This window comes from Streptomyces sp. TG1A-8 (assembly GCF_030499535.1).
GTDB lineage: Bacteria > Actinomycetota > Actinomycetes > Streptomycetales > Streptomycetaceae > Streptomyces.
In genome coordinates, this window is sequence record NZ_JASTLB010000001.1 from 2,649,584 (window position 1) to 2,670,834 (window position 21,251).

The 21,251-nt window shown below is 72.1% G+C and carries 22 protein-coding genes; 6 read left to right on the plus strand and 16 right to left on the minus strand.

What is annotated here, in order from left to right:
• Positions 1-29: 29 nt before the first annotated feature.
• Genes QQY24_RS11175 through QQY24_RS11185 form a run of 3 tightly spaced genes read left to right on the plus strand, consistent with a single transcriptional unit; the run spans position 30 to position 3,588 of the window.
• Entirely contained in the window at positions 30-554 is a 525-nt protein-coding gene (locus QQY24_RS11175) for a PadR family transcriptional regulator (RefSeq protein ID WP_301972522.1), read from the plus strand.
• Positions 551-1,240, plus strand: a complete 690-nt coding sequence (locus QQY24_RS11180; RefSeq protein WP_301972523.1) for an ABC transporter ATP-binding protein — start codon at positions 551-553, stop codon at positions 1,238-1,240. The genes QQY24_RS11175 and QQY24_RS11180 overlap by 4 nt, the downstream gene beginning before the upstream one ends.
• Positions 1,237-3,588 carry an ABC transporter permease gene (locus QQY24_RS11185; RefSeq protein WP_301972524.1) on the plus strand — a complete coding sequence of 784 codons (2,352 nt, stop codon included), beginning with the start codon at positions 1,237-1,239 and terminating at the stop codon, positions 3,586-3,588. The genes QQY24_RS11180 and QQY24_RS11185 overlap by 4 nt, the downstream gene beginning before the upstream one ends.
• 108 nt (positions 3,589-3,696) lie before the next feature.
• Here QQY24_RS11185 and QQY24_RS11190 read toward each other — a convergent pair whose 3' ends face one another.
• Positions 3,697-4,650 (minus strand): LysR substrate-binding domain-containing protein, encoded by a 954-nt coding sequence (locus QQY24_RS11190; RefSeq protein ID WP_301972525.1) that lies wholly within the window; start codon positions 4,648-4,650, stop codon positions 3,697-3,699.
• A 133-nt stretch (positions 4,651-4,783) separates the two neighbouring features.
• Here QQY24_RS11190 and QQY24_RS11195 point away from each other — a divergent pair, with 133 nt between their 5' ends.
• Both QQY24_RS11195 and QQY24_RS11200 read left to right on the plus strand, forming a co-directional pair.
• The gene (locus tag QQY24_RS11195) at positions 4,784-5,338 is read left to right on the plus strand and encodes a peroxiredoxin (protein WP_301972526.1); all 555 of its coding nucleotides are present in this window, start codon (positions 4,784-4,786) and stop codon (positions 5,336-5,338) included.
• 3 nt (positions 5,339-5,341) lie between these two features.
• Positions 5,342-5,875: an alkyl hydroperoxide reductase gene (locus QQY24_RS11200; protein WP_301972527.1), complete on the plus strand. Its 534-nt coding sequence runs from the start codon at positions 5,342-5,344 to the stop codon at positions 5,873-5,875.
• A 30-nt stretch (positions 5,876-5,905) separates the two neighbouring features.
• Here QQY24_RS11200 and QQY24_RS11205 read toward each other — a convergent pair whose 3' ends face one another.
• The 4 genes from QQY24_RS11205 to QQY24_RS11220 form a co-directional block, all read right to left on the minus strand.
• Positions 5,906-7,282: an AI-2E family transporter gene (locus tag QQY24_RS11205; protein ID WP_301972528.1), complete on the minus strand. Its 1,377-nt coding sequence runs from the start codon at positions 7,280-7,282 to the stop codon at positions 5,906-5,908.
• Positions 7,283-7,407: 125 nt separating this feature from the next.
• Positions 7,408-8,127, minus strand: a complete 720-nt coding sequence (locus QQY24_RS11210) for a transglycosylase SLT domain-containing protein (protein WP_301972529.1) — start codon at positions 8,125-8,127, stop codon at positions 7,408-7,410.
• A 369-nt stretch (positions 8,128-8,496) separates the two neighbouring features.
• Positions 8,497-9,822: a PhoH family protein gene (locus QQY24_RS11215; RefSeq protein WP_301972530.1), complete on the minus strand. Its 1,326-nt coding sequence runs from the start codon at positions 9,820-9,822 to the stop codon at positions 8,497-8,499.
• 348 nt (positions 9,823-10,170) lie between these two features.
• The gene (locus QQY24_RS11220) at positions 10,171-10,944 is read right to left on the minus strand and encodes an isoprenyl transferase (RefSeq protein WP_301972531.1); all 774 of its coding nucleotides are present in this window, start codon (positions 10,942-10,944) and stop codon (positions 10,171-10,173) included.
• A gap of 1,325 nt (positions 10,945-12,269) precedes the next feature.
• On the opposite strand from QQY24_RS11220, the gene QQY24_RS11225 reads away from it, so the two are divergent.
• Positions 12,270-12,695 (plus strand): DUF192 domain-containing protein, encoded by a 426-nt coding sequence (locus tag QQY24_RS11225; RefSeq protein ID WP_301972532.1) that lies wholly within the window; start codon positions 12,270-12,272, stop codon positions 12,693-12,695.
• A 76-nt stretch (positions 12,696-12,771) separates the two neighbouring features.
• Here the strand turns inward: QQY24_RS11225 and QQY24_RS11230 are convergent, their stop codons facing one another.
• From QQY24_RS11230 to QQY24_RS11280, 11 genes are all read right to left on the minus strand, one after another.
• On the minus strand, positions 12,772-13,404 hold the full coding sequence (locus tag QQY24_RS11230; RefSeq protein WP_301972533.1) for an OmpA family protein: 633 nt from the start codon (positions 13,402-13,404) through the stop codon (positions 12,772-12,774).
• Positions 13,405-13,411: 7 nt separating this feature from the next.
• A complete protein-coding gene (locus QQY24_RS11235; RefSeq protein WP_301972534.1) occupies positions 13,412-13,990 on the minus strand; it encodes a hypothetical protein in 579 nt (192 codons plus the stop codon).
• 33 nt (positions 13,991-14,023) lie between these two features.
• Positions 14,024-14,560 (minus strand): pilus assembly protein TadG-related protein, encoded by a 537-nt coding sequence (locus QQY24_RS11240; RefSeq protein WP_367657988.1) that lies wholly within the window; start codon positions 14,558-14,560, stop codon positions 14,024-14,026.
• 56 nt (positions 14,561-14,616) lie between these two features.
• Positions 14,617-14,847 carry a hypothetical protein gene (locus QQY24_RS11245; RefSeq protein ID WP_301972535.1) on the minus strand — a complete coding sequence of 77 codons (231 nt, stop codon included), beginning with the start codon at positions 14,845-14,847 and terminating at the stop codon, positions 14,617-14,619.
• 113 nt (positions 14,848-14,960) lie between these two features.
• The gene (locus QQY24_RS11250; protein ID WP_301972536.1) at positions 14,961-15,716 is read right to left on the minus strand and encodes a response regulator transcription factor; all 756 of its coding nucleotides are present in this window, start codon (positions 15,714-15,716) and stop codon (positions 14,961-14,963) included.
• Between the two features lie 13 nt (positions 15,717-15,729).
• Positions 15,730-16,962, minus strand: a complete 1,233-nt coding sequence (locus QQY24_RS11255; RefSeq protein WP_301976210.1) for a sensor histidine kinase — start codon at positions 16,960-16,962, stop codon at positions 15,730-15,732.
• Positions 16,963-17,360: 398 nt separating this feature from the next.
• Positions 17,361-18,248 carry a DUF5936 domain-containing protein gene (locus QQY24_RS11260; RefSeq protein ID WP_301972537.1) on the minus strand — a complete coding sequence of 296 codons (888 nt, stop codon included), beginning with the start codon at positions 18,246-18,248 and terminating at the stop codon, positions 17,361-17,363.
• Between the two features lie 10 nt (positions 18,249-18,258).
• Positions 18,259-19,203: a type II secretion system F family protein gene (locus QQY24_RS11265; RefSeq protein ID WP_301972538.1), complete on the minus strand. Its 945-nt coding sequence runs from the start codon at positions 19,201-19,203 to the stop codon at positions 18,259-18,261.
• Positions 19,204-19,207: 4 nt separating this feature from the next.
• On the minus strand, positions 19,208-20,545 hold the full coding sequence (locus tag QQY24_RS11270; RefSeq protein ID WP_301972539.1) for a CpaF family protein: 1,338 nt from the start codon (positions 20,543-20,545) through the stop codon (positions 19,208-19,210).
• Between the two features lie 18 nt (positions 20,546-20,563).
• Positions 20,564-20,911 (minus strand): TadE/TadG family type IV pilus assembly protein, encoded by a 348-nt coding sequence (locus QQY24_RS11275; protein ID WP_301972540.1) that lies wholly within the window; start codon positions 20,909-20,911, stop codon positions 20,564-20,566.
• 1 nt (position 20,912) lies between these two features.
• Positions 20,913-21,242: a pilus assembly protein gene (locus QQY24_RS11280; protein WP_301976211.1), complete on the minus strand. Its 330-nt coding sequence runs from the start codon at positions 21,240-21,242 to the stop codon at positions 20,913-20,915.
• Positions 21,243-21,251: the final 9 nt, after the last annotated feature.

Sequence of the window (21,251 nt, forward strand, 5' to 3'; positions counted from 1 at the left end):
GCGTATACACCGTGTGTAGAGTGCGGGGCATGTCCATCGGTCACACCCTCCTGGGACTCCTGGAGTCCGGCCCCCGACACGGTTACGACCTGAAGCGGGCCTTTGACGAGAAGTTCGGTCACGACCGGCCGCTGCACTACGGCCAGGTCTATTCGACGATGTCCCGGCTGCTGAGGAACGGGCTGGTGGAGGTCGACGGGATCGAGGCCGACGGCGGCCCCGAGCGCAAGCGGTACGCCATCACCGACGCCGGCGTCACCGACGTCGAGCGCTGGCTCGCCACCCCCGAGAAGCCGGCGGAGTACCTCCGGTCGACCCTCTACACCAAGGTCGTCCTCGCCCTGCTCACCCACCGCGACGCGGCCGACGTCCTCGACACCCAGCGGGCCGAGCACCTGCGCAGCATGCGGATCCTGACCGACCGCAAGCGCAAGGGCGACCTCGCCGACCAGTTGATCTGCGACCACGCCCTGTTCCACCTGGAGGCCGACCTGCGCTGGTTGGAACTGACGGCCGCGCGGCTCGACAGGCTCCGTGAGGCGGTGTCCGCATGACCCCGCCCCCCGGCTCCCTGCTCGCCGCCGAGAACCTGTGCAAGGCCTACGGTCCCACGCTCGCGCTCGACGGCGCCGCCTTCTCCATCCACCCCGGTGAGGTCGTCGCCGTGATGGGCCCCTCCGGGTCCGGCAAGTCGACGCTGCTGCACTGCCTGGCCGGCATCGTCCCGCCCGACTCGGGCTCGATCACCTACGCGGGCCGGGAACTGGCCACCATGGGCGATGCCGGGCGCAGCGCCCTGCGCAGGAGCGAGTTCGGGTTCGTCTTCCAGTTCGGGCAGCTCGTGCCGGAACTGACGTGCGTGGAGAACGTCGCGCTGCCGCTGCGGCTGAACGGCACCTCCCGCAAGGAGGCCGAGCGGGCCGCGCTCACCTGGATGGAGCGGCTGGAGGTCGACGGCCTGGGGGGCAAGCGGCCCGGCGAGGTCTCCGGCGGCCAGGGACAGCGGGTGGCGGTGGCGCGGGCGCTGGTGACCGGCCCCCGGGTGCTGTTCGCCGACGAGCCGACCGGCGCGCTGGACTCCCTCAACGGCGAGCGCGTGATGGAACTCCTCACCGACGCGGCCCGCTCCACCAACGCGGCCGTCGTGCTGGTGACGCACGAGGCCCGGGTGGCCGCCTACTCGGACCGCGAGGTCGTCGTGCGCGACGGCAGGTCCCGGGACATGGAGCGCATCGTATGAGTGCCCGTCAATGGGCCCGGGACCTGGGCATGGGCGCCAGGTTCGCCTTCACCGGCGGGCGCGAGGGCTGGGTGCGGGTCCTGCTGACGGCGGTCGGCGTCGGACTCGGCGTCGCGCTGCTGCTGCTGACGACCGCGCTGCCGAACGCGCTGGCGGTACGCCACCAGCGCGACGAGGCCCGCCTGGACTACACCTACGCCCGGGAACCGCTGCCGAAGGCCGCCGACACCCTGGTGATCGCGCAAGCCGACACGACGTACCACGGCAAGGACGTCCGCGGCCGGCTGGTGGAGCCCGAGGGGCCGCGAGCGCCCCTGGCCCCGGGCCTGTCGCGGTACCCGGCGCCGGGCGAGATGGTCGTCTCCCCCGCGCTGGAGGAGCTGCTCGGCTCCGGCGACGGCGAACTGCTGCGCGCGCGGCTGCCCTACCGGGTGACCGGGACGATCGGTGAGGCCGGGCTGATCGGCTCGCGCGAACTCGCCTACTACGCCGGCGCGAAGGACCTGGCGCCGCGCATCAACGGCTGGCAGACGGCCCGCATCAAGGAGTTCGGCCGGCCGGACCCGGCGCCGGCCGACCGGCTGGACCCGGTCCTCCTCCTGCTCGTGCTGGTGATGTTCGTGGTGCTGCTCATGCCGGTCGCCGTGTTCGTCGCCGCGGCCGTGCGGTTCGGCGGCGAGCGGCGCGACCGCAGGCTGGCCGCCCTGCGGCTGGTCGGCTCCGACAGCCGGATGACCCGGCGCATCGCGGCGGGCGAGGCGCTCGCGGGCGCGCTGGCCGGGCTGGGCTTGGGCACGGTCTTCTTCCTGTCCGGCCGCCGGCTCGCCGGTTCCGCCGAGGTCCTCGGCATCAGCGTGTTCCCCAGCTACCTCGACCCGACGCCCGGGCTGGCCTCGCTGGTCGCCGTGGCCGTCCCGGCGGCGGCGGTGGTGGTCACCCTGTTCGCGCTGCGCGGGGTGGTCATCGAACCGCTGGGCGTGGTCCGTACGGCCGGATCCGCGCGGCGCCGGCTGTGGTGGCGGCTGCTGCTGCCGCTCGGCGGACTGGCGATGCTCGCGCCGATGATCGGCCAGGGCCGGTCGAACGGCGACTTCAACCAGTACCTGGTGACCGGCGGCGTCCTGCTGCTGCTCGTCGGTGTGACCGCGCTGCTGCCGTGGATCGTCGAAGCGGTGGTCGCCCGGCTCGGTCCGGGCCCGGTCGCCTGGCAACTGGCCGTGCGACGGCTGCAGTTGAGCAGTGGCTCGGCGGCCCGCATGGTGAACGGCATCGCGGTCGCGGTGGCCGGGGCGATCGCGCTGCAGATGGTGTTCGCGGGCGTCCAGAGCGACTACACCAAGGAGACCGGCAACGACGTCACCCGGGCCCAGATGCAGGTCTCCCTGCCCCGGGGGACCGCCCCCGCGCCGGCCGCCGCACGGCTCTCCGCCACCCGGGGCGTGCGGAAGGCCGTCGCGCTGTCCGGCGCCAAGGTCGGCGACCGCAGCTGGCACAGTGAACAGGGGCCCTCCTCCTCGGCGTCCGTGACGGTCGGCGACTGCGCCTCCCTGCGCGAGGTGGCCCGCCTGTCCTCCTGCCGCGACGGGGACGTCTTCGTGGTGCGGGGGACCGACCCGGAAACCGACCGGAACACCGCGGCGCTCGCCCGGACGGGCCGCACGCTCCACTTCGACAGCGACTACGGCTTCCACCGCGGCCCGGAGGTCACCTGGACCGTGCCCGGCGGCCTGAAGCCGGCCCGCACGGCCACCTCCCCCACGGGGGACGAGATCGGCGGGTTCCTGATGACACCGGCCGCCGTGCCCGGCCGGGTGGCGCCGGTGATCAGCGGGACGGTGTACCTGTCGCTGGACGAGGCGGTCCCGGACGCGCGCGAGTACGTCCGCAACACCTCGGCGCGGATCGACCCGCTGGCGGACGTGTCGGTGTGGGCGTCCACGGAGGAGTCCTACGAGTTCACCTCCCTGCGGACCGGGCTGTTCGTCGGGGCCACCTGCGTCCTGGCGCTGATCGGCGCGAGCCTGCTGGTCTCCCAGCTGGAGCAGTTGCGCGAGCGCCGGAAGCTGCTGTCGTCGCTGGTCGCCTTCGGCACCCGGCGCCGCACCCTGGGCCTGTCGGTGCTGTGGCAGACGGCGGTCCCGGTCGTGCTCGGCCTGCTGCTCGCGGCGGCCGTGGGGCTGGTGCTGGGCGTGGTGCTGATGAAGATGACGGGCACGACGGTGGCCGTGGACTGGCGGGGCGTGCTGGCGATGACCGCCGTCGGCGCGGGCGTGGTCCTCGCGGTCACCCTGCTGAGCCTGCCGCCGCTGTGGCGGCTGATGCGGCCGGACGGGCTGCGCACCGAGTAGGCGACCGGCTCCGCGCCAGGGGCCCCCACGGCTTCCGCGGAGGGGCCCCTCGCGGCTTTGCGGCTCCTCTCCAGGAGCCTCCCCCGGCCGCGGGCGGGCTTTCGCGCGTCAGGCGCGTCCGTCCAGGACCCGGACCGGCAGGGGGCGCATGGCCTCGCGCAGGGCGGCCGCCAGCGCCTCGTACTCCGCGCCGCGGGCCGCGCCCGCGCGCATGGCGAGGGCGACACGGCGGCTCGGGGCCGGTTCGGCGAAGGAACCGGTCAGCAGCCGGCCGCCGCGGGCCGTCTCCAGTTCCAGGGCGGTGCGCGGGAGCAGGGTGCAGCCCAGGCCGCCGGCGACGAGCTGGACCAGCGTGGACAGTCCGGCGGCCGTGGTGGTGACCGGGGCGTCCTTGCGCCCCGCCTCCCGGCAGATGTCCAGGGCCTGGTCGCGCAGGCAGTGCCCCTCGTCCAGGAGCAGCAGGTTGAGCTCCCGCAGCGCCTCGCGCGCGATGCCCTCGCGTCCGCCGAGCCGGTGGCCGAGCGGGGTGACCAGCACGAAGTCCTCGTCGAACAGCGGCAGTTCGGTGACCCCCGGGACACCGAGCGGGACGGCGAGCAGCAGCAGGTCCAGGCGGCCGGAGGTGAGGCCGTCGATGAGGCTGGCGGTCTGCTCCTCGTGCACCTGCAGGTCGAGCTGCGGATACCGCTCGTGGACCAGCCGCAGCACGGTGGGCAGCAGGTACGGCGCGACGGTGGGGATGACCCCCAGGCGCAGCGCGCCGGTGAAGGGCGCCCGGACCGCCTCGGCCTCCTCCAGCAGTGCCCCGACCTCGTCCAGCACCGCCCTGGCCCGCACCGCGAGACGCTCACCGGCGGGCGAGAGCAGCACCTTGCGCGTCGTACGCTCGAGGAGGGTCACGCCGAGGGTCTCCTCCAGGGACGAGACCGCGCCCGACAGGGCGGGCTGGCTCATCCCTATGGCCGCCGCCGCGTCGCGGAAGTGCAGGTGCTCGGCCACGGCGGAGAAGGCCCGCAGCTGTGCGAGGCTGGGCTGCCTGCGCCTGCCGTTACTGACGGTCACTGATAGCCACCTCCGATCAACACGACCGAGTGTAGCTATTTCCCGGATCAATGCACCCTGTGCCAACATCAACTTTGTCCGACCCGTGGGAAGCATCCCCAAAAGGGGTGTTTCTTCGTTGCAAGGAGAGCGTGTGCTCACTGTTGGTGACAAGTTCCCCGAGTTCGAACTGACCGCCTGCGTCTCGCTGGAGAAGGGCAGGGAGTTCGAGAAGATCGACCACAAGTCCTACGAGGGCAAGTGGAAGGTGATCTTCGCCTGGCCCAAGGACTTCACCTTCGTGTGCCCGACCGAGATCGCCGCCTTCGGCAAGCTGAACGACGAGTTCGCCGACCGGGACGCCCAGGTCCTCGGCTTCTCCGGCGACTCCGAGTTCGTCCACCACGCCTGGCGCAAGGACCACGACGACCTGCGCGACCTGCCGTTCCCGATGATGGCCGACTCCAAGCACGAGCTGATGCGCGAGCTGGGCATCGAGGACGAGGAGGGCTTCGCCAAGCGCGCCGTCTTCATCGTGGACCAGAACAACGAGATCCAGTTCTCCATGGTGACCGCCGGCTCCGTCGGCCGTAACCCCAAGGAGGTCCTGCGGGTCCTGGACGCGCTGCAGACGGACGAGCTGTGCCCCTGCAACTGGAGCAAGGGCGACGAGACACTCGACCCGGTCGCGCTGCTGGCCGGTGAGTGACGCATGTCGCTCGACTCCCTGAAGTCCCGCGTCCCGGACTACGCCAAGGACCTGAAGCTCAACCTGGGTTCGGTCATCGGCAACTCCGAGCTGCCGGCGCAGCAGCTGTGGGGCACGGTGCTGGCGACCGCCATCGCCTCCCGCTCCCCGATCGTGCTGCGTGAGCTGGAGCCGGAGGCGAAGGCGAACCTCTCGCCCGAGGCCTACTCGGCCGCGAAGGCCGCCGCCGCGGTGATGGCGATGAACAACGTCTTCTACCGCACCCGGCACCTGCTGTCCGACCACGAGTACGGCACCCTGCGCGCCGGTCTGCGGATGAACGTCATCGGCAACCCGGGCGTGGACAAGGTCGACTTCGAGCTCTGGTCGTTCGCCGTCTCGGCGATCAACGGCTGCGGGATGTGCCTGGACTCGCACGAGCAGGTGCTGCGCAAGGCCGGCATCGAGCGCGACGTGATCCAGGAGGCGTTCAAGATCGCTTCCGTGGTGCAGGCGGTCGGCGTCACCCTGGACGCCGAGGCCGTGCTGGCCGAGTAGTCCGTCGGGACCGCCCGGCCGGGGCCTCGCTCACTCCTGGTGGGCGAGGCCCGCCGTGTTCTCCGGGACCTCCCCGGGCTCCCCGTCCGCGGCTTCCGCCCCGGCCCCGGGGTCCTCCACGCCGGGCGCCTCCGGGGCGGCCGGGGGCTGCTGCTGCGCGGGCGGGGACGGCTGCCCCTCGGAGTACGTCCGCAGGTACCCCACCACCGTGTTCGTCACCGCCACCAGCGGGACGGCCACCACCGCGCCGCCGATGCCCGCCACCATGCCGCCCGCCGCCACCGTGAGGACCACGGCCAGCGGGTGGACGCGCACCGCGCGGCCCAGGATGAACGGCTGCAGGACGTGGCCCTCGATCTGCTGCACCGCCAGCACCACCAGGAGGGTCATGACGGCCGCAAAGACGCCCTGGGTCACCAGCGCGACCACGACGGCCAGGGCGCCGGAGGCGACCGCGCCGACCAGGGGGATGAAGGAGAACAGGAAGATGAACACGGCCAGCGGGACGGCCATCGGCACGTCCAGGAAGTAGATGCCGAGGCCGATGAAGGTCGCGTCGATCAGGGCGACCAGGACCGTGCCGCGGACGTAGGCCGTCAGGGTGCGCCAGGCGCGCGGGCCGGCGCCGGCCACGCCCGGGCGGGCGGCGGCGGGCACCAGCTTCAGGAACCACTGCCAGATGCGCGCGCCGTCGTAGAGCAGGAACAGCGTCGAGAAGAACACCAGCAGGATGCCGGTCATGGCCTCGACGACGACCTGGACGCCCTCCAGACCCGCGGACGTTATCTGGTCAGTGTTGGCGCCGATGGCCTCGCGCAGGTTCTTCGCGACCTGGTTGATCTGCTTGTCGGTGACGTGGAAGGGGCTCTTCAGCAGCCAGTTGCGCAGGTCGTCGATGCCGCTCTGGATCTGGCTGGAGAGCGTGTCGATGTTCTCCATGACCTGCCAGGTCACGAACCAGCCCATCAGGCCGATCACGACGAAGCCCAGGATCGCGGTGAGGGCGGTGGCCGGGCCGCGCGGCACGCCGTGCCGGGTGAGCCGGGCAACCGTCGGCTGGAGCAGCGCGGTGACCAGCAGCGCGATGACGAAGGCGAAGACCACCAGTTGCACGGCGCTGATGACCCGCATCAGCACCCACACCGTGCCGGCCAGGACCAGCAGCCGCCAGCCGGCCTCGGCCGCGACGCGCACGCCCCACGGCACGGCCTGCGCGGGATCGGGACGGGGACCGGGCGGGACGGCCGGCGGCGCGGCGGGCGCCGCGGGGCCGGGGAGCAGGCCGGCCGCGGACGCCGCGGACGTGGTGCGCTCCTGCTCCACCTCCGCGCGGCGTTCGTCCAGCCGCTCACTCATCTGGGTGAGTCCGGCGCCGATCCGGCCGAGCCACCCTGGCACTCGTGACATGATCCGTCCTCTTCCCCCGCCTGACCGGGTGCACGCCACTCCCCCTGGAGTCGTTCGTGCTCCGACCGTACAGGGCGAAAGCCCCTCACCCTAGGACGGGGAGGGGCTGCGCGGGGTGGAACGGCCTAGTACCAGTGGTTGGCCTGCCAGAACGACCAGGCCTCGCACGGGCTGCCGTACCGGCCGTTCATGTAGTTGAGGCCCCACTTGATCTGGGTGGCCGGATTGGTCTGCCAGTCGGCGCCGGCGGACGCCATCTTGGAACCGGGCAGGGCCTGGAAGAGACCGTAGGCGCCGGAGGAGGCGTTGACCGCCCGGTAGTTCCAGCTGGACTCGTGGTCCACGATGTTGCTGAAGCACTGGAACTGCCCGCCCGCCACCATCTGACGCGCCATCGCCTGGATCTGCGCGACGGAGTAACTGCCCTGGACGGGGAAGCTGGAGGAGTCGCGGGCGGCGTCGCGGCTGGCCGCGGCCTTCGCCTCGGCGCGCTCCTTGGCCGCCTCCTTCGCCGCCTTCTCGGCGGCGGCCTTCTTGGCGACCGCGATCTCGGCGGCGGCCTTGCGGGCCGCTTCCTCGGCGTCCTTCTTGGCGCTCGCGTCCGCGGCGATGGCCTGCGCGTCGGCCTGCTGCGTCAGGGACGCGGTCTGCACCTGCGCCTGCTGACCCGCGGGTATGTCCGCGAGGAGCGTGGTGTCGGCTGCCGTCGCCTCGGCGGCGTCGTTGGTCTGCGCGGTGCTGCCCGAGGCAACGCCGACGACGCTTCCGACGGCGGTGACCGCGGTGGCCGAGGCCACTGCGAATCCCCGGACCGAAATCCGGCTCACACGGTTTCCTTCCAGCATCGCCCGCTTCGGTGACCCTGGCGGACGCGATCGTGCCCCTGGCACTGGCCTCCCAACTGCGGGGTCACGGGAGGCGCGGGCCCGGTGGGCAACTCCCCGGCAGGGAGCGCCACATGATGCTCGGGCGGCATACGGCGGCTCTATGGAGTTGAGGCTTGTGGTGCCGTACTACTGGGGGTACAGGTGTGCCGTATGCGGGGCCTGACAGGAATGAGACTCTGCCGTAACCCGACGCCGGGTGGCAATTCGGAGTTGCGTGTGAAAGCTCACACCGCGTTCGGCCCCACCGGTTCCGGGAAACCACTCCACGCGAAGGCGCCGCCCGGCTAGGCTTTTTCGCCTTTGCCGGACGGCGCCCTCCAGGACTGCTCAGATGTGACCTTCTTCGAGCATTTCGGTCACAAGGGCCGCGATCTGGGATCTCTCGGACCGGTTCAGCGTGACGTGCGCGAAGAGCGGATGCCCCTTCAGCTTCTCCACCACGGCGACCACGCCGTCGTAGCGGCCGACCCGCAGGTTGTCCCGCTGCGCCACGTCATGGGTCAGCACGACCCGCGAATCGGCGCCGATCCGGGACAGGACGGTCAGCAGGACGTTGCGTTCCAGCGACTGCGCCTCGTCCACGATCACGAACGCGTCGTGCAGGGAGCGGCCGCGGATGTGGGTGAGCGGGAGCACCTCCAGCATGCCGCGCGCGGTGACCTCCTCGATGACCTCGCGGCTGGTGACCGCGGACAGCGTGTCGAAGACGGCCTGCGCCCACGGGCTCATCTTCTCCGCCTCGGTGCCCGGCAGGTAGCCCAGTTCCTGCCCGCCGACCGCGTACAGCGGACGGAAGACCATCACCTTCTGGTGCTGGCGGCGCTCCAGGACCGCTTCCAGGCCCGCGCACAGTGCCAGCGCCGACTTGCCGGTGCCGGCCCGGCCGCCCATGGAGACGATCCCGATGTCCGGGTCGAGCAGCAGGTCGAGCGCGATGCGCTGCTCGGCGCTGCGGCCCTTGATGCCGAACGCCTCCCGGTCGCCGCGCACCAGGCGGACGTTGCCCTCGGCGGTGACCCGGCCGAGGGCCTTGCCGCGCTCGGACTGGATGGTCAGGCCGGTGTGCACGGGCAGGTCGGAGGCCTCCGGGACGTACACGTGCCCCTGCTCGAAGAGGATGTCCACCTGTTCGCCCGGCAGGGTCAGTTCCGACATGCCGGTCCAGCCGGAGGCGTCCGTGATGGCCAGTTCGGCCCGGTACTCCTCGGCGAGGAGGCCCACGGACGACGCCTTGATCCTGAGCGGCAGGTCCTTCGAGACGACGGTGACGTCGTACCCCTCGGCCTGCAGGTTGCGGGCCACCGCGAGGATGCGGGAGTCGTTGTCCCCCAGGCGGTAGCCGGTGGGCAGCACGCTGGGGTCCGAGTGGTTGAGCTCGACACGGATGGTCCCGCCCAGTTCCCCGATCGGGATGGGGGCGTCGAGGCGACCGTGCTTCACCCGGTAGTCGTCCAGCAGGCGCAGGGCCTGGCGGGCGAAGTAACCGAGCTCCGGATGGTGCCGCTTGGCCTCCAGTTCCGTGACCACCACGATGGGGAGCACGACCTCGTGCTCGTCGAAGCGGGTCAGGGCGTTCGGGTCGGCCAGCAGGACGCTGGTGTCGAGAACGTAGGTGCGCCGGTCGGGCTTGTGGCGCTTTGTGCTGGTCACCACGGAAGGACGTACCCCCTCGGATGAGGTCGGGGAGCGACGAGGCGGAAGCCGGGCCGGGAGAGCGGGAGCAGGGCGGCCGGTCGGCGGCCGCTGTGCGCGACGGGCCGCGGACCGGCCCTGCGCGGCTGCTTCCGTGCGCCGTCCGCACGGTCGGGCTGGTGCAAAGGGCCTCCCGGGCGGACGGCCCCGTGCCGCCCGCTGAGATCCGACACCCGTGGTTCGGGCGTCGGCCTGCCTGAGTTATGCCCTGGAAGACGCGCCGCCATGCAATTACGGCCAGCGGCACGCCGGTGAACTCCTCGTTGCGTCCGCCCCGGCCGGCGGGGCACCGGGGGCGCGAGCGGGGTCTCAGCCGCCGTAACGGCGGTGACGTGCGGCGTAGTCGCGCAGGGCGCGCAGGAAGTCGACCTTGCGGAAGGCGGGCCAGAAGACCTCGCAGAAGTAGTACTCCGAATGGGCGGTCTGCCAGAGCATGAATCCGGACAGCCGCTGCTCGCCGCTGGTGCGGATGACCAGGTCGGGGTCGGGCTGGTCGCCGGTGTAGAGGTGCCGGCCGATCATGTCGGTGTCGACGGACTCGGCGAGGTCCGCCATCGGCACGCCCTTCTGCTGGGCGTCGAGGAGCATGGAGCGCACGGCGTCGGCGATCTCCTGGCGGCCGCCGTAGCCGATGGCCACGTTGACCACTATCCCGTCGACGTGGGCGGTGGTCTCCTCGGCCTCCTTCAGCGCCGTCTGCATCCGGGCGGGCAGCAGATCGGGCGTGCCGACGTGGTGGACGCGCCAGCGGCCGTCGGCGGCGAGGGTGCGCACGACGTCCTCGATGATGCCCAGCAGCGGCCCCAGCTCGTCCTGGGGCCGGTCGAAGTTGTCCGTGGACAGCAGCCACAGGGTGACGACCTCGACGTCCGTCTCGGCGCACCAGCCGAGGAACTCCTCGATCTTCTCGGCGCCGGCGCGGTGCCCGTGGACCGTACTGGAGCCGGCGGCCTTCGCCCAGCGTCGGTTGCCGTCCATGATGACGCCGATGTGCTTGGGCACCTGAGCGTGGTCCAGGTGGCCCTCCACCCGGCGCGCGTAGAGCCTGACGAGCAGGCCGCGCAACTTGTCGCGCAGGTTCACGTGGCCCTCCGGGGGTCGGACGTGGGGATGGTGGCCGCGGGGCCCGAGCCTACCCGCGCCGCGGGGGCGGGGCGGGCAGGGGGTGCGCAGGGGCGGGTCGGGGCCCCGGCGCGGGCAGGACCCACGCGGGCGGAGCGCCGCGTACGGACGCGGGACCTCCGCCTCGGGTACGGGGACGCCGGTCCTTCGCCGCCCGGTTCCCGCAGTCATTCGCCGCCGGGCCCCGGGCCGGGGCGCCCACGGAAAACGGGCCGGTCCGTGGGGGGAGACGGACCGGCCCGAGGGGGGGTTTCCACCATAACCCTTCGTGAGGGATGGTGCGTGCACCGGCGTGCCACAACTACTCTGCGGAGTCGTCCGGTGACGCCCCGGTGGCCGCGGGACGTTGGATTCAAGGGCGTCACGCGGCCGGTTCGCAGTGGAATCCAAGGAATTCGAGCCGCATACGGAGAGATCGAAAGCGTTTGGGCCGTCCTGACGATCGATCGGCGACTCGCGTCAATGTCCCCCCGATGGGCTACCCCGCCGGTGAACGGCGGCTTGACGCACCCGGCGGCGCGAACCCCCGGCGCCCGCCGGCGCCACGGCACCGCGCAGCCCCCTCCACCGCGGGGTGCCGCCCGCGCAGCTTTGCTCACGCGAATTACCTTGGTCTGCACTTACGTGACCCGCGGGGCGGACGGGAACCATCGCCGGTAACGATGGGGAAACCGGTGGTGGATCCCGGGTGAACCGGACTCCGGTAGGGGCGTCGACCCCTTCGGCCGGGAGGCGCGGGCCCTCGCCGACGGGACCGCTTCCGCCCCGTCGCCGGTGGGGCGGCACGCTCGCGGACGGGGTCGCGGGCGGCGGCCCCTTCGGCCACGGGGTCCCCGCAACGATCGACGGCGCGACGGGCGACCACCGCCCGGCCACCCCCTCGGCCTGACACCCGGCCGACGCCCGCACCTGGGTCCCCGGGGCACCCGGAGCGCCCCGAACCCCGTCGAGCAGGCACCCCGGACCACTCCCCGGAACCGCCGGAGTGGGAACCGGGGGCGGCACACGGGGCCTGGTGCGGCCGGGGGCGGCGGCCGGCTGGTCGGGGTGTGCTCGTCCGTGATCGACCTGCCGGACGGTGGAACGCGAGTGCGTCACCGCGGTCGGCCCCTCGCCGCGGACCTGCCCGGGCCCGTGCCGTTCGCGAAAGCGCGCGTCGCCTCCTGGCGCACTCCGTCAGGCGCCCTGGGACCCGCCGGGCAGGCGCGACAATGGGACGGAGCGGACCGCTTGAGGAGAACCGGACCTCAGTGCCGGGTGGGTCGGGGCAGCGCAGGAGGCTGGGGATGGGGCGTTGGCGGGACGGGTGGGGGCGGCTGGTCGTCGGGCGTGGTGACGGGGGGACGGGGGCGGTCGTGCCCCTGGAGATCGCGGCGTCCTACCGGGCCCGCGCGAAGGGCCTGTTGGGGCGCGACTCCGTCGACGGGGCGATGCTGCTCTCCCCGGCCAGCGGCGTGCACACGTTCCGCATGAGCATCCCCATCGACGTGGCCTACCTCGATCGCCGGCTCACCGTCATCGCCGTACGCACCATGAAGCCGGGTCGCCTCGGCCTGCCCCGGCTCCGTTCCCGGCACGTGCTGGAGGCGGAGGCGGGGGCCATGGCGGGGTGGGGGGTGGAGGCGGGCGTGCGGGTGACCGTCGAGGCCGGTGACGGCGCCGGGGGTGCCGGCCGGGATCCGGGGGGCCGGCGGCCCGGCGGCCGGGGCTGACGGCGCCCGTCGGGGGTCAGGTTCGAGTGGGGGGTCCGCGCGGCGGAGGAGCCGGGACCGCCGGGGTCCGTTCCGGTCACTGGCCCGTGCGCGGGAAGGAGACCTCCACCCGTCGGTTCTTCTTCCGGCCCTCCTCCGTGGAGTTGTCGGCGATCGGGTACTGCTCCCCGTAGCCGCGTACCTCGAAGATGACTCCCGGGTCGTTCAGGTCCTGGTCCAGCACGGTCTGCACGGCGTTGGCGCGCTGCCGGGACAGGACGTCGCCGTGGGCGGAGGAGCCGAGGTTGTCGGTGAAGCCGAAGACGCGGATCCGGGTGGCGTTCTGCTTCTTGATCTCTTCGGCGATCGTCTCGATGCGGGCCCTGGCCTCGTCGCCGAGCCTGGCGCTGTCCCTGCTGAAGAGGACTTCGGCCTGGAGGGCGAAGGTGACGTCGGCGTTGGTGTCCTCGCGGCGCTCGTCCCCGCTCTGGTCCTCGACCACCGACTTGATGTCCAGGACCTTGGGGTCGGCGAGGGTGGCGCCCTCGGGGAGCTTGAGGTCCGGGTCGGTGCGGTCGACCTTCACGGGGGCGGTGGCGGAGGGCTCGGTGCCGGGGGGTTCGCTGGGACCCGTGTCGTCGGCTCCGGCGAGGGTTGCGGCGCACAGGTTCGCTGCGACGAGCAGGGCGGCCGTGGTGAGGGTCAGGGCGAGGCGGGGTGCGGTGGTCACTTCGGCCTCACCCGGTGATCTGGATGGTGGCCGTGGGGAAGGTCGGCAGTTGGAAGCTGACTTCGGCTGTACTCGTGGGGGGTGCCGGGAACTGCATGAAGATGGGGACGGTGTCGCCTGCCCTCACCGATTGAACGCCGATGGTGGTGAGCGGTCGCCCATCCGTGTCTCGGAGAACGTAGTAGCGCTTCCTCCCCTTCGGGTCCACAAGAGTGGCTCCTCCGAAGGACTGTCCGTTCTTCATGATCTCGGTTTCATTGCCGGTGAGCTGCGATGAGAGGACGGCGTCCTTGCTGCCGTCATTCTTGAGCTGTGCGTTGACGGTCACGAAACCACCGGAGTCACGCTCCGCCGACGTGATCTTCAGCGTCAGGCCGTCCGGTCCCCGCAGCTCTGCCAGTGGCTCCGCGGACTGCCCTTCCTGAGGACTTGCTCCGTTGCCGTCCTGCTTAGCGGAGGACGGCGAAGCCTCCGACGCCTTCTCGTCGCCTCCCCCGCCGCAACCGGCTGCACCGAACGCCAAGCCGCCCACGATGGTCATTGCGACCATCCCTCTGCGAGCTTTCGCAGTGAACCGAATGCTCATAGCTCTGCTTCCTTCTCCACTCGTGAATCACTGTCAGTCGGTCAGGTGCACGTCAAAAAGGTCCTCGGCGTTGGGGAGTCCGGCGTGGTCGTCCGGCTCCAGATCCCAGTCCCTTCCCTTGCAGGTGAGTCGGGGCAGCTCCTCACCCCCGGTGTCCTCGCCAGGCAGGTCGAACGTGCACAACGGCTCTATCACAGCGGTGGCTGACTCGGTCGACCTGATGTCCTCGGTCCCGGGGACGACGGAGTCGCCGACGGACTTGTTGGCCTCGACCTCCACCTGGTAGCTCAGCAATCGAGGCGAGTCGCAGGCGTTCAGACGAGCGTCGTTCTGCGCGGCGAGTTGCCCGGCTCTCCAGCAGGGGTCATCAATGTGCGCCTTGCCGTCGAAGACGTCCTGCCACTTGGCGGGGTCGAGGACGTCGTTCAGCCACTGACCGGCGAGCTGGTCACGTGCTTCCTGGGCCGCTGCCAGCGCCGCGGCATCAGCTGCGGTCTGGGCACCATTGCGGTTCACGGCCGCCTGGCCCACCGCCAGGTATGCCAGGGCAAGAAAGAGCAGACCCGCCACCACCGTGATGTAGATGGGGAAGGCCTGCCCGGAGTCGTACTCGGCGCGTAAGGGGATCAGGTGATTTCCGTGATCTTGGACTTGATCTTGTCGAGAATTGTTTTGCCGATGTCCGTGCCGGTGATGGCCAACACGATCGCGACCACCACTGCGATGATGCCCAAGTACTCGACTGCGGTCTGCCCCTTGTCCCCGGCACGCCGTTGAATCGCCGCGACCGTCGTGTTCTTCCAGCCGCTCAAGCGCACCTTGGTCGCCACGGCCGACTTCAGCATCAGATCGCTCACGCTGTTCTCCTCCGCCTACGCTTCCGACGCCCGCACCGTAGAGCGGTGACCGGTCCCTCCCCCAGGGCCCCAGGGCCCAAACCCGGGCCCACGCCCTCGGTGTGGTTGTCACCTCAGACCACCCCCAGCCACTTGGCGGTCGCCTGGGACCGGCTCGTGCTGTGGAGTTTGGCGAAGATGCGGTTGATGTGGTTCTTGACCGTCTTCTCGCTGATGAAGCAGGTGGCGGCGATCTGCTGGTTGCTCATGCCGGACGCGATGAGGTCCATGATCTCCGCCTCCCTCGTACTCAGGTGGAACCGCGACCGGGTCGACTGTCCCACAGTGGATTGCTTCTGCGAAAGTCCGGTGGGGGAAATTTGGCCCTCAACGAGCGGAAGTTGATGCCCCGTGTGTGCATTCGCACTCATCCGCAACTCCGCCAGTAACGCCTTCGCCGCCCCGGGCGTCACGTGCGGCCGGCCCTCCCCGACGTCGCGCACCGCCCTCACCAACTGCTCCGTCGTGAACTCGCCGTGGACCAGGTAGCCCCCGGCCCCCAGCCGCAGCGCATCCCGCACGGTCTCCGCCTCGTGGGTGTACGTGAGCATCATGACGGGGGCCAGCGGGACCAGGTGGGGCAACGCGGTGATTCCGTCGACGCCGGGCATGCGGACGTCGAGGAGGATGACGTCGGGGCGGTGCCGGAGCGCTGCCTCGTAGGCCTGGCGGCCGTCCGCCGCCTCCGCCACCACCGTGATGTCCTCACGGCACGTGAGCAGGGCGGTCAGGCCCGCGCGGACCACCGGGTTGTCGTCGGCCACCACGACGCGCAGGGGGTCCGCTCCGGCGGGCGGGGGGAAGTCCGCCCGGGACGGGTTTCGCTGCATCGTGCGCCTCCTCTCAGGCTTCCGGATGTGGGGGGTCGGGCGTCGGCGGCACCAGGGGCAACTCCACCCGGACTTCCGTGCCCCGCCCGTGGCCGCCCCGGCCGATGCTGATGCGGGCACCCGCCGACTCGGCCCGTTCGACCATGCCGAGCAGGCCGAAGTGGCCCGAGTCGCGGAGGTTGCCCAGGGTGGTGCCGGGGGACAGGCCCCGGCCGTCGTCGCGGACGGTGAGGCGGAGCCGGTCGTCCTCCGCATCCGCCGTCACCTCCACGTGCGTCGCGCGCGCGTGGCGGTGGGCGTTCTCCAGCGCCTCCGCGACGATGGCCAGAAGGTGGCGGGAGAGGTCGGGGGGCAGGGGCGGGAGGGAGTGGATCGCCCGGGGGTGGCAAGTGACTCGCAAACCCGTTTGCGCGGTGAAGTCGGCGAGCCGCGTTGTCAGACGTGTCCAGGTGTCGGTGGCCGTTCCCGGGGGGTCCTCCCGGCGCAGGTCCGTCAGCAGTTCCCTGGACTCCGCCGCCGCCCTGCGCGCCGAGCGGGACACCAGGTCGGCCTGCTGCCGGACGCGTGCCGGGTCGGGGTCCGGGTCCGACGCCGTGGCCGCCAGGCCGTCCGCCGCCAGGGCCACGCCGTACAGGGTCTTGGCCACCGAGTCGTGCATCTCGCGGGCCAGCCGAGCCCGTTCCGCGTGCACCGCCTCCGTCGCCGCCAGCCGGGCCTGGACCGCCGTCAGGGCCTGGGTCGCGGCGCCGAAGCGGAGCATCAGGTTGCGCAGGGTCGAGCCCATCGCGCCCGCGATCACGCACAGGCCGGGCAGCAGGAGGGTCTCCGCGATCCCGGGCCGCCGGTCCGCCTGCACGGTGGCGTGGGCCAGGAGCAGGATCAGGGACTGGAGGGAGGCGAAGCAGGCCGCTCCCCGCCAGCTGTAGACCAGGCCGGCCAGGAGCGGGGTGCAGACGCTGACGTAGGCCAGGGTGGTGTCCGGGCCCGCCGAGACCAGCAGGAAGGAACCGAAGAGGGTGTCCGCGGCCAGGAGCGACGGATGGCGCAGGAGGAGGGGGCCGAAACGCTCCCAGTCGCGGAACAGGACGTAGGAGACCATGACGGTGGCGACGACCGCCGCGCCCACCAGGCGGACGCCCAGGCCGGGAGCGGCGTTGAGCAGGGCGGCGGGGGCCGCCAGGACGATCATCGCCAGCCGGAAGCCGAAGACCTGCCGGCACATCGCCTGCAGGGCCCGGAGCTGGATCTTCTCCGACGGTTCGGGGAGCGGCGCCGGCCGGGGTCCGGTGGGCGGGGACGGCTGGACTCCGGGGAGGGGGGCGGGCCGGGGCCGGGGTCCCCTTGCCGACGCGCCCGCCCTCTTCGTCCCCGTCCTCGGCTCGGGCGGCTCCGCCCCCGCGACCCTCCCCCTCCCCTCGCCCTCCCCTCCCGCACCCGCTTCCTCCCGCCCCTGTCCCTGCCCTCGTTCCTGCTCCGGTTCCCGCCCCCGCCCCTCCTCACGACGGCCCGCACGCCCGAACGGCGCCCAGCCCCGCCCGGACGCCCCCGCCCCACCCCTCGACAGCCCCCGCCCCCGCCCGGACGGCTCCACCGCGCGCACCCCCGATCCCGACCCGGCCGCCACCGACCCCGACCCCACCCTCCTCACTTCCCCGTGAGCGAACCGAAGTCCACGCCCGAGCCCAGGATCAGCCCGGCGCCGAGGAGCAGCATCGTGGCCGGGACCATGAACGTGGTGATCATCAGCGTGGCCTTGGGCACCGCGCGGGCGGCCTTGCGGCGGGCGTTCTGGGCGTCCGTGCGGCGCATGTCCTTGGCCAGGGCGACGAGGGTGTCGACGATCGGAGCCCCCAGTTCCTCGCCCTGCTGCAGCGCGGTCACGAACATGGCGACCTGCTCGGAGTCGTTGCGGCGGCGCAGTTCCGCGAAGGCCTGGCGGCGGCTCATGCCGAGGTCCATCTGACGGAGCGTGATGCGCAGTTCGTCGGCCCACGGACCCTCGTAGCGGGCCGCCACCCGGTCCAGGGCCTGGCGGAAGCCGAGTCCGGCGCTGACCACCACCGCCAGGACGTCGAGGAAGTCCGGCAGGGTCCGCTCGATGACGTCCCTGCGGACGCGGATCGCCGACCAGATGCCGACCTCCGTCCAGAACGCGCCGAAGGCGAGCAGGAGCAGGGCCACGAACCACTGGCCGCGCAGGAGGAAGACCAGGAAGCCGACGCCGCCGAGGGCGCCGTAGACCGCGCGGCGGGCCGCGTAACGGTCGATGGTCAGGCCGCCGGGGTTGCCCGCGAGGTCGATCCTGCGGCGGTACCGGGCGACCAGGCGGGGGCCCATCAGGCGCAGCACGGCGGGGGCGTAGCGCATGCCGAGGCGGTCGATCAGCGAACCGACCGCGCCGGTGCGGGTGGCGCCGACCTCCAGGGCCAGCGCGAGGTCGCCGGGGAGCTTGGCGTCGGCGCGGTACATGCGGATGCCGGCGAAGGCGCCCCAGACGGCGAGGCCCGTCAGCAGGGCGAGCAGGAACGCCATCGTGCCCTCCTCAGACGTCGATCCGGCTCATGCGGCGGATGAGGACGAAGCCGACGGCGTACATGGCGAACGCGACGACCACGCAGGCCTGGCCGACCGGTGAGCCGGTCATGCGTTCCAGGGCGCCGTCCTTGACGCCGTTCATCAGGAACAGGGCGCCGATGCCGAGGACGGGGACGGCGTACGAGGTCATGGTCACCTGGGAGAGCTGGGTGCGGACCTCGCGCCGGGTCTCCTTGCGTTCCTCCAGGGTCTCGGTCAGGTTGCGCAGGGCGGAGACGACCTGGCCGCCCGCCCGGTTGGACAGCACGAGGGTCGTGACGAGGACGACCAGTTCGCGCGAGGGGAGGCGGTCGGCCAGTTCGCCGAGCGCGTCCTCCATGGAGTGGCCGACGGCCAGTTGGTCGGCGACCTTGGACAGTTCCTCGCCCGCGGGCGCCTCCAGCTCCTCGGCGGCCATGCCGATGGCGGTGCGCAGGGCGAGGCCGGCCTGGGTGGCGTTGGCCAGGATGCGGGCCAGTTCGGGAAGTTGGTTGATGAAGCGTTCGATGCGTTTCTGGCGCTGCCAGGTGAGGAACTGCACCGCCGCGCCGATGCCGAGGAGGCCGGCGAGCGGGCCGAAGAAGGGGGCGAGGGTGGCCTGGCCGATCAGCCAGAGCGCGGCGACCGTGGCGAGCAGGTAGGCGAGGAACTCGCCCGGGGTGACGTCCAGGCCGGTCGCGGCGAGCCGGGTCTCCAGCCGGCGGCCCGGGGACGTGCCGCGCAGGCGGCGGTCCAGGGCGCGGAAGCGGCGCCGGCGGCCGGCGGCCGGGGCCTGGCCCGCGTGCGAGAGGCGGTCGATCAGGGCGGCGCGCCGGGCCCGGCCCGAGGCGTAGGTGTGCACGCCGGCGACGGCCAGGACGCAGGTCAGCAGGGCGGTGCCGGTGGTGAGCCGGACGAGGGTGGGCAGTTCCATGGTCCTACCTGGCTTCTCGGGTGGCGAGCTGGTCCGCGGAGCGGGCGACTCCGAAGGCCTGCGGGACGGGCTGGCTCGCCATGTGGAGGCGGTCGGCGGTGCGGCGCGGGAGGGGGTGGTACTCGAAGGTGCCGTGCACGCGTCCGTCGGGCGTCATGGGCCGGGCGTGGAAGCGGGCCGCGGTGGCCAGGCGGTACGGCTCGCCTCCGTGGCTGTCCAGGAGCGCGATCTCGGTGATGCGGCGGGCGCCGTCGGCGAACCGGGTGAGCTGGACGATGACGTCGACGGCACTGTTGATCTGGTCGTGCAGGGCCACGAAGGGGACCTCGACGTCGGACATGGAGGCGAGGGTCTGCAGGCGGGTGAGCGCGTCCTCGGCGCTGTTGGCGTGGACGGTGGCGAGGGAGCCGTCGTGGCCGGTGGACATGGCCTGCAGCATGTCGAGGGACTCGCCGCCGCGGACCTCGCCGACGACGATCCGGTCGGGCCGCATGCGCAGCGAGTTGCGGACCAGGTCGCGGATGGTGACCTGGCCCTTGCCCTCGACGTTGGGCGGGCGGGACTCCAGGCGGACGACGTGGGTCTGCTGGAGCTGGAGTTCGGCCGAGTCCTCGATGGTGATGATGCGCTCGTGCGCCGGGATGAGGCCGGACAGGGCGTTCAGCAGCGTGGTCTTGCCGGTGCCGGTCGCACCCGAGACGATGATGTTGAACTTCGCCTGCACCAGGCCGGCCAGCAGGTACACCATGTGCTCGTCCAGCGAGCCGAAGCCGACGAGCTCCCGCAGGGTGAAGGAGCGCGGGAAGCGGCGGATGGTGAGGATGGGCCCGGTCAGGGACAGCGGCGGGATGATGACGTTGACGCGCTCGCCGGAGGGGAGGCGGGCGTCGACCATCGGGGTGGACTCGTCCACGCGGCGGTTGACCGTGGAGACGATCCGTTCGATGGTCTGCATCAACTGGTCGGCGGAGGCGAAGCGCAGGGGCAGCTGCTCGACCCGGCCGCCGCGTTCGACGAAGATCGCGTCGGGGCCGTTGACCATGATTTCGGTGATGGAGACGTCCTCGAGGAGGGGTTCCAGGATGCCCAGGCCCAGTGCCTCGTCGACGACGCGGCGGATCAGCTGGGAGCGCTCCGCCGTCGACAGGACCGGGCCCTCGCGGCTGATGATGTGTCCCAGGACCCGTTCCAGGCGCGCCCTGCGTTCGGCGGCGACCAGCGAACTCATCTCCGCGAGGTCGATCTCCTCCAGCAGCTTGGCCCGGTAGGCGGCGACCAGGTGCCCGTCCTCGCCCCGGCTGCCCTGCTCCTCGGGGGAGTTGATGCGTGCCCGCAGGCTCATGGGTTCGCTTCTCCTCGGTCAGTGGTCGAGCGGCATGGTGGCGGTCCTGCGGGCGTCGCCGAGGTCCCACACGATCGTGGGGATGTGGACGGTGGCGGTGACGGTGACGGTGTCGCCCCCCGTGGCGGAGGAGCACCGCACGTCGATCCCGCCGCTGACCGCGCCGGCGCAGGCCCCTCCCGCGTCCTGGCGCAGCGACGCGGCCCGCGCCCCCGCCCGCGCGGCCGTGCCGGCCTGTTCGGCGGCGTAGGCGACGGCCCCGAGCTGGAGGCCGGCCAGTCCCACGACCAGCAGGACCGGGATGAACCCGAGGTACTCGATGGCGACCTGGCCCCGGTCGCGGGGCCTCGTGCGGCGGTGGGGCATCTCAGTCCTTCACCTCCTCCACCGTGCCCGCGTGGCCGTGCACCGTGACGGGGAAGGGGACGGCGCCCGGGAAGAGGACGGGGACCTTGAGGGAGACGTCGGCGGTGACGTAGCCGGACGGGCTGCAGTTCACCGCCGCGTCCCCTTCCCACGCCCCCGACAGGTGCCCGAGCCCCGCCTCCCGGCAGGCGGCCAGGCGGGCACCGCCGGGTGCCGCCGCCGTGCCCGCGCGGACCGCCTCGTCGGCGGCGTTCCCGGCGAGCGTGAAGGTGTAGCCCACGAGCACGCACTGCCACATCAGCACCAGCGTCAGGACGATCAGCGGAGTCATCCCGAGCAG

What these genes read in the sequence shown, in the direction of transcription:
- QQY24_RS11175 (WP_301972522.1), top strand. Translation starts at nt 30, where the DNA reads ATGTCCATCGGTCACACCCTCCTGGGACTCCTGGAGTCCGGCCCCCGA.
- QQY24_RS11180 (WP_301972523.1), top strand. Translation starts at nt 551, where the DNA reads ATGACCCCGCCCCCCGGCTCCCTGCTCGCCGCCGAGAACCTGTGCAAG.
- QQY24_RS11185 (WP_301972524.1), top strand. Translation starts at nt 1,237, where the DNA reads ATGAGTGCCCGTCAATGGGCCCGGGACCTGGGCATGGGCGCCAGGTTC.
- QQY24_RS11200 (WP_301972527.1), top strand. Translation starts at nt 5,342, where the DNA reads ATGTCGCTCGACTCCCTGAAGTCCCGCGTCCCGGACTACGCCAAGGAC.
- QQY24_RS11205 (WP_301972528.1), bottom strand. Translation starts at nt 7,282, where the DNA reads ATGTCACGAGTGCCAGGGTGGCTCGGCCGGATCGGCGCCGGACTCACC.
- QQY24_RS11210 (WP_301972529.1), bottom strand. Translation starts at nt 8,127, where the DNA reads ATGCTGGAAGGAAACCGTGTGAGCCGGATTTCGGTCCGGGGATTCGCA.
- QQY24_RS11225 (WP_301972532.1), top strand. Translation starts at nt 12,270, where the DNA reads ATGGGGCGTTGGCGGGACGGGTGGGGGCGGCTGGTCGTCGGGCGTGGT.
- QQY24_RS11235 (WP_301972534.1), bottom strand. Translation starts at nt 13,990, where the DNA reads ATGAGCATTCGGTTCACTGCGAAAGCTCGCAGAGGGATGGTCGCAATG.
- QQY24_RS11250 (WP_301972536.1), bottom strand. Translation starts at nt 15,716, where the DNA reads ATGCAGCGAAACCCGTCCCGGGCGGACTTCCCCCCGCCCGCCGGAGCG.
- QQY24_RS11260 (WP_301972537.1), bottom strand. Translation starts at nt 18,248, where the DNA reads ATGGCGTTCCTGCTCGCCCTGCTGACGGGCCTCGCCGTCTGGGGCGCC.
- QQY24_RS11265 (WP_301972538.1), bottom strand. Translation starts at nt 19,203, where the DNA reads ATGGAACTGCCCACCCTCGTCCGGCTCACCACCGGCACCGCCCTGCTG.
- QQY24_RS11270 (WP_301972539.1), bottom strand. Translation starts at nt 20,545, where the DNA reads ATGAGCCTGCGGGCACGCATCAACTCCCCCGAGGAGCAGGGCAGCCGG.
- QQY24_RS11275 (WP_301972540.1), bottom strand. Translation starts at nt 20,911, where the DNA reads ATGCCCCACCGCCGCACGAGGCCCCGCGACCGGGGCCAGGTCGCCATC.
- QQY24_RS11280 (WP_301976211.1), bottom strand. Translation starts at nt 21,242, where the DNA reads ATGACTCCGCTGATCGTCCTGACGCTGGTGCTGATGTGGCAGTGCGTG.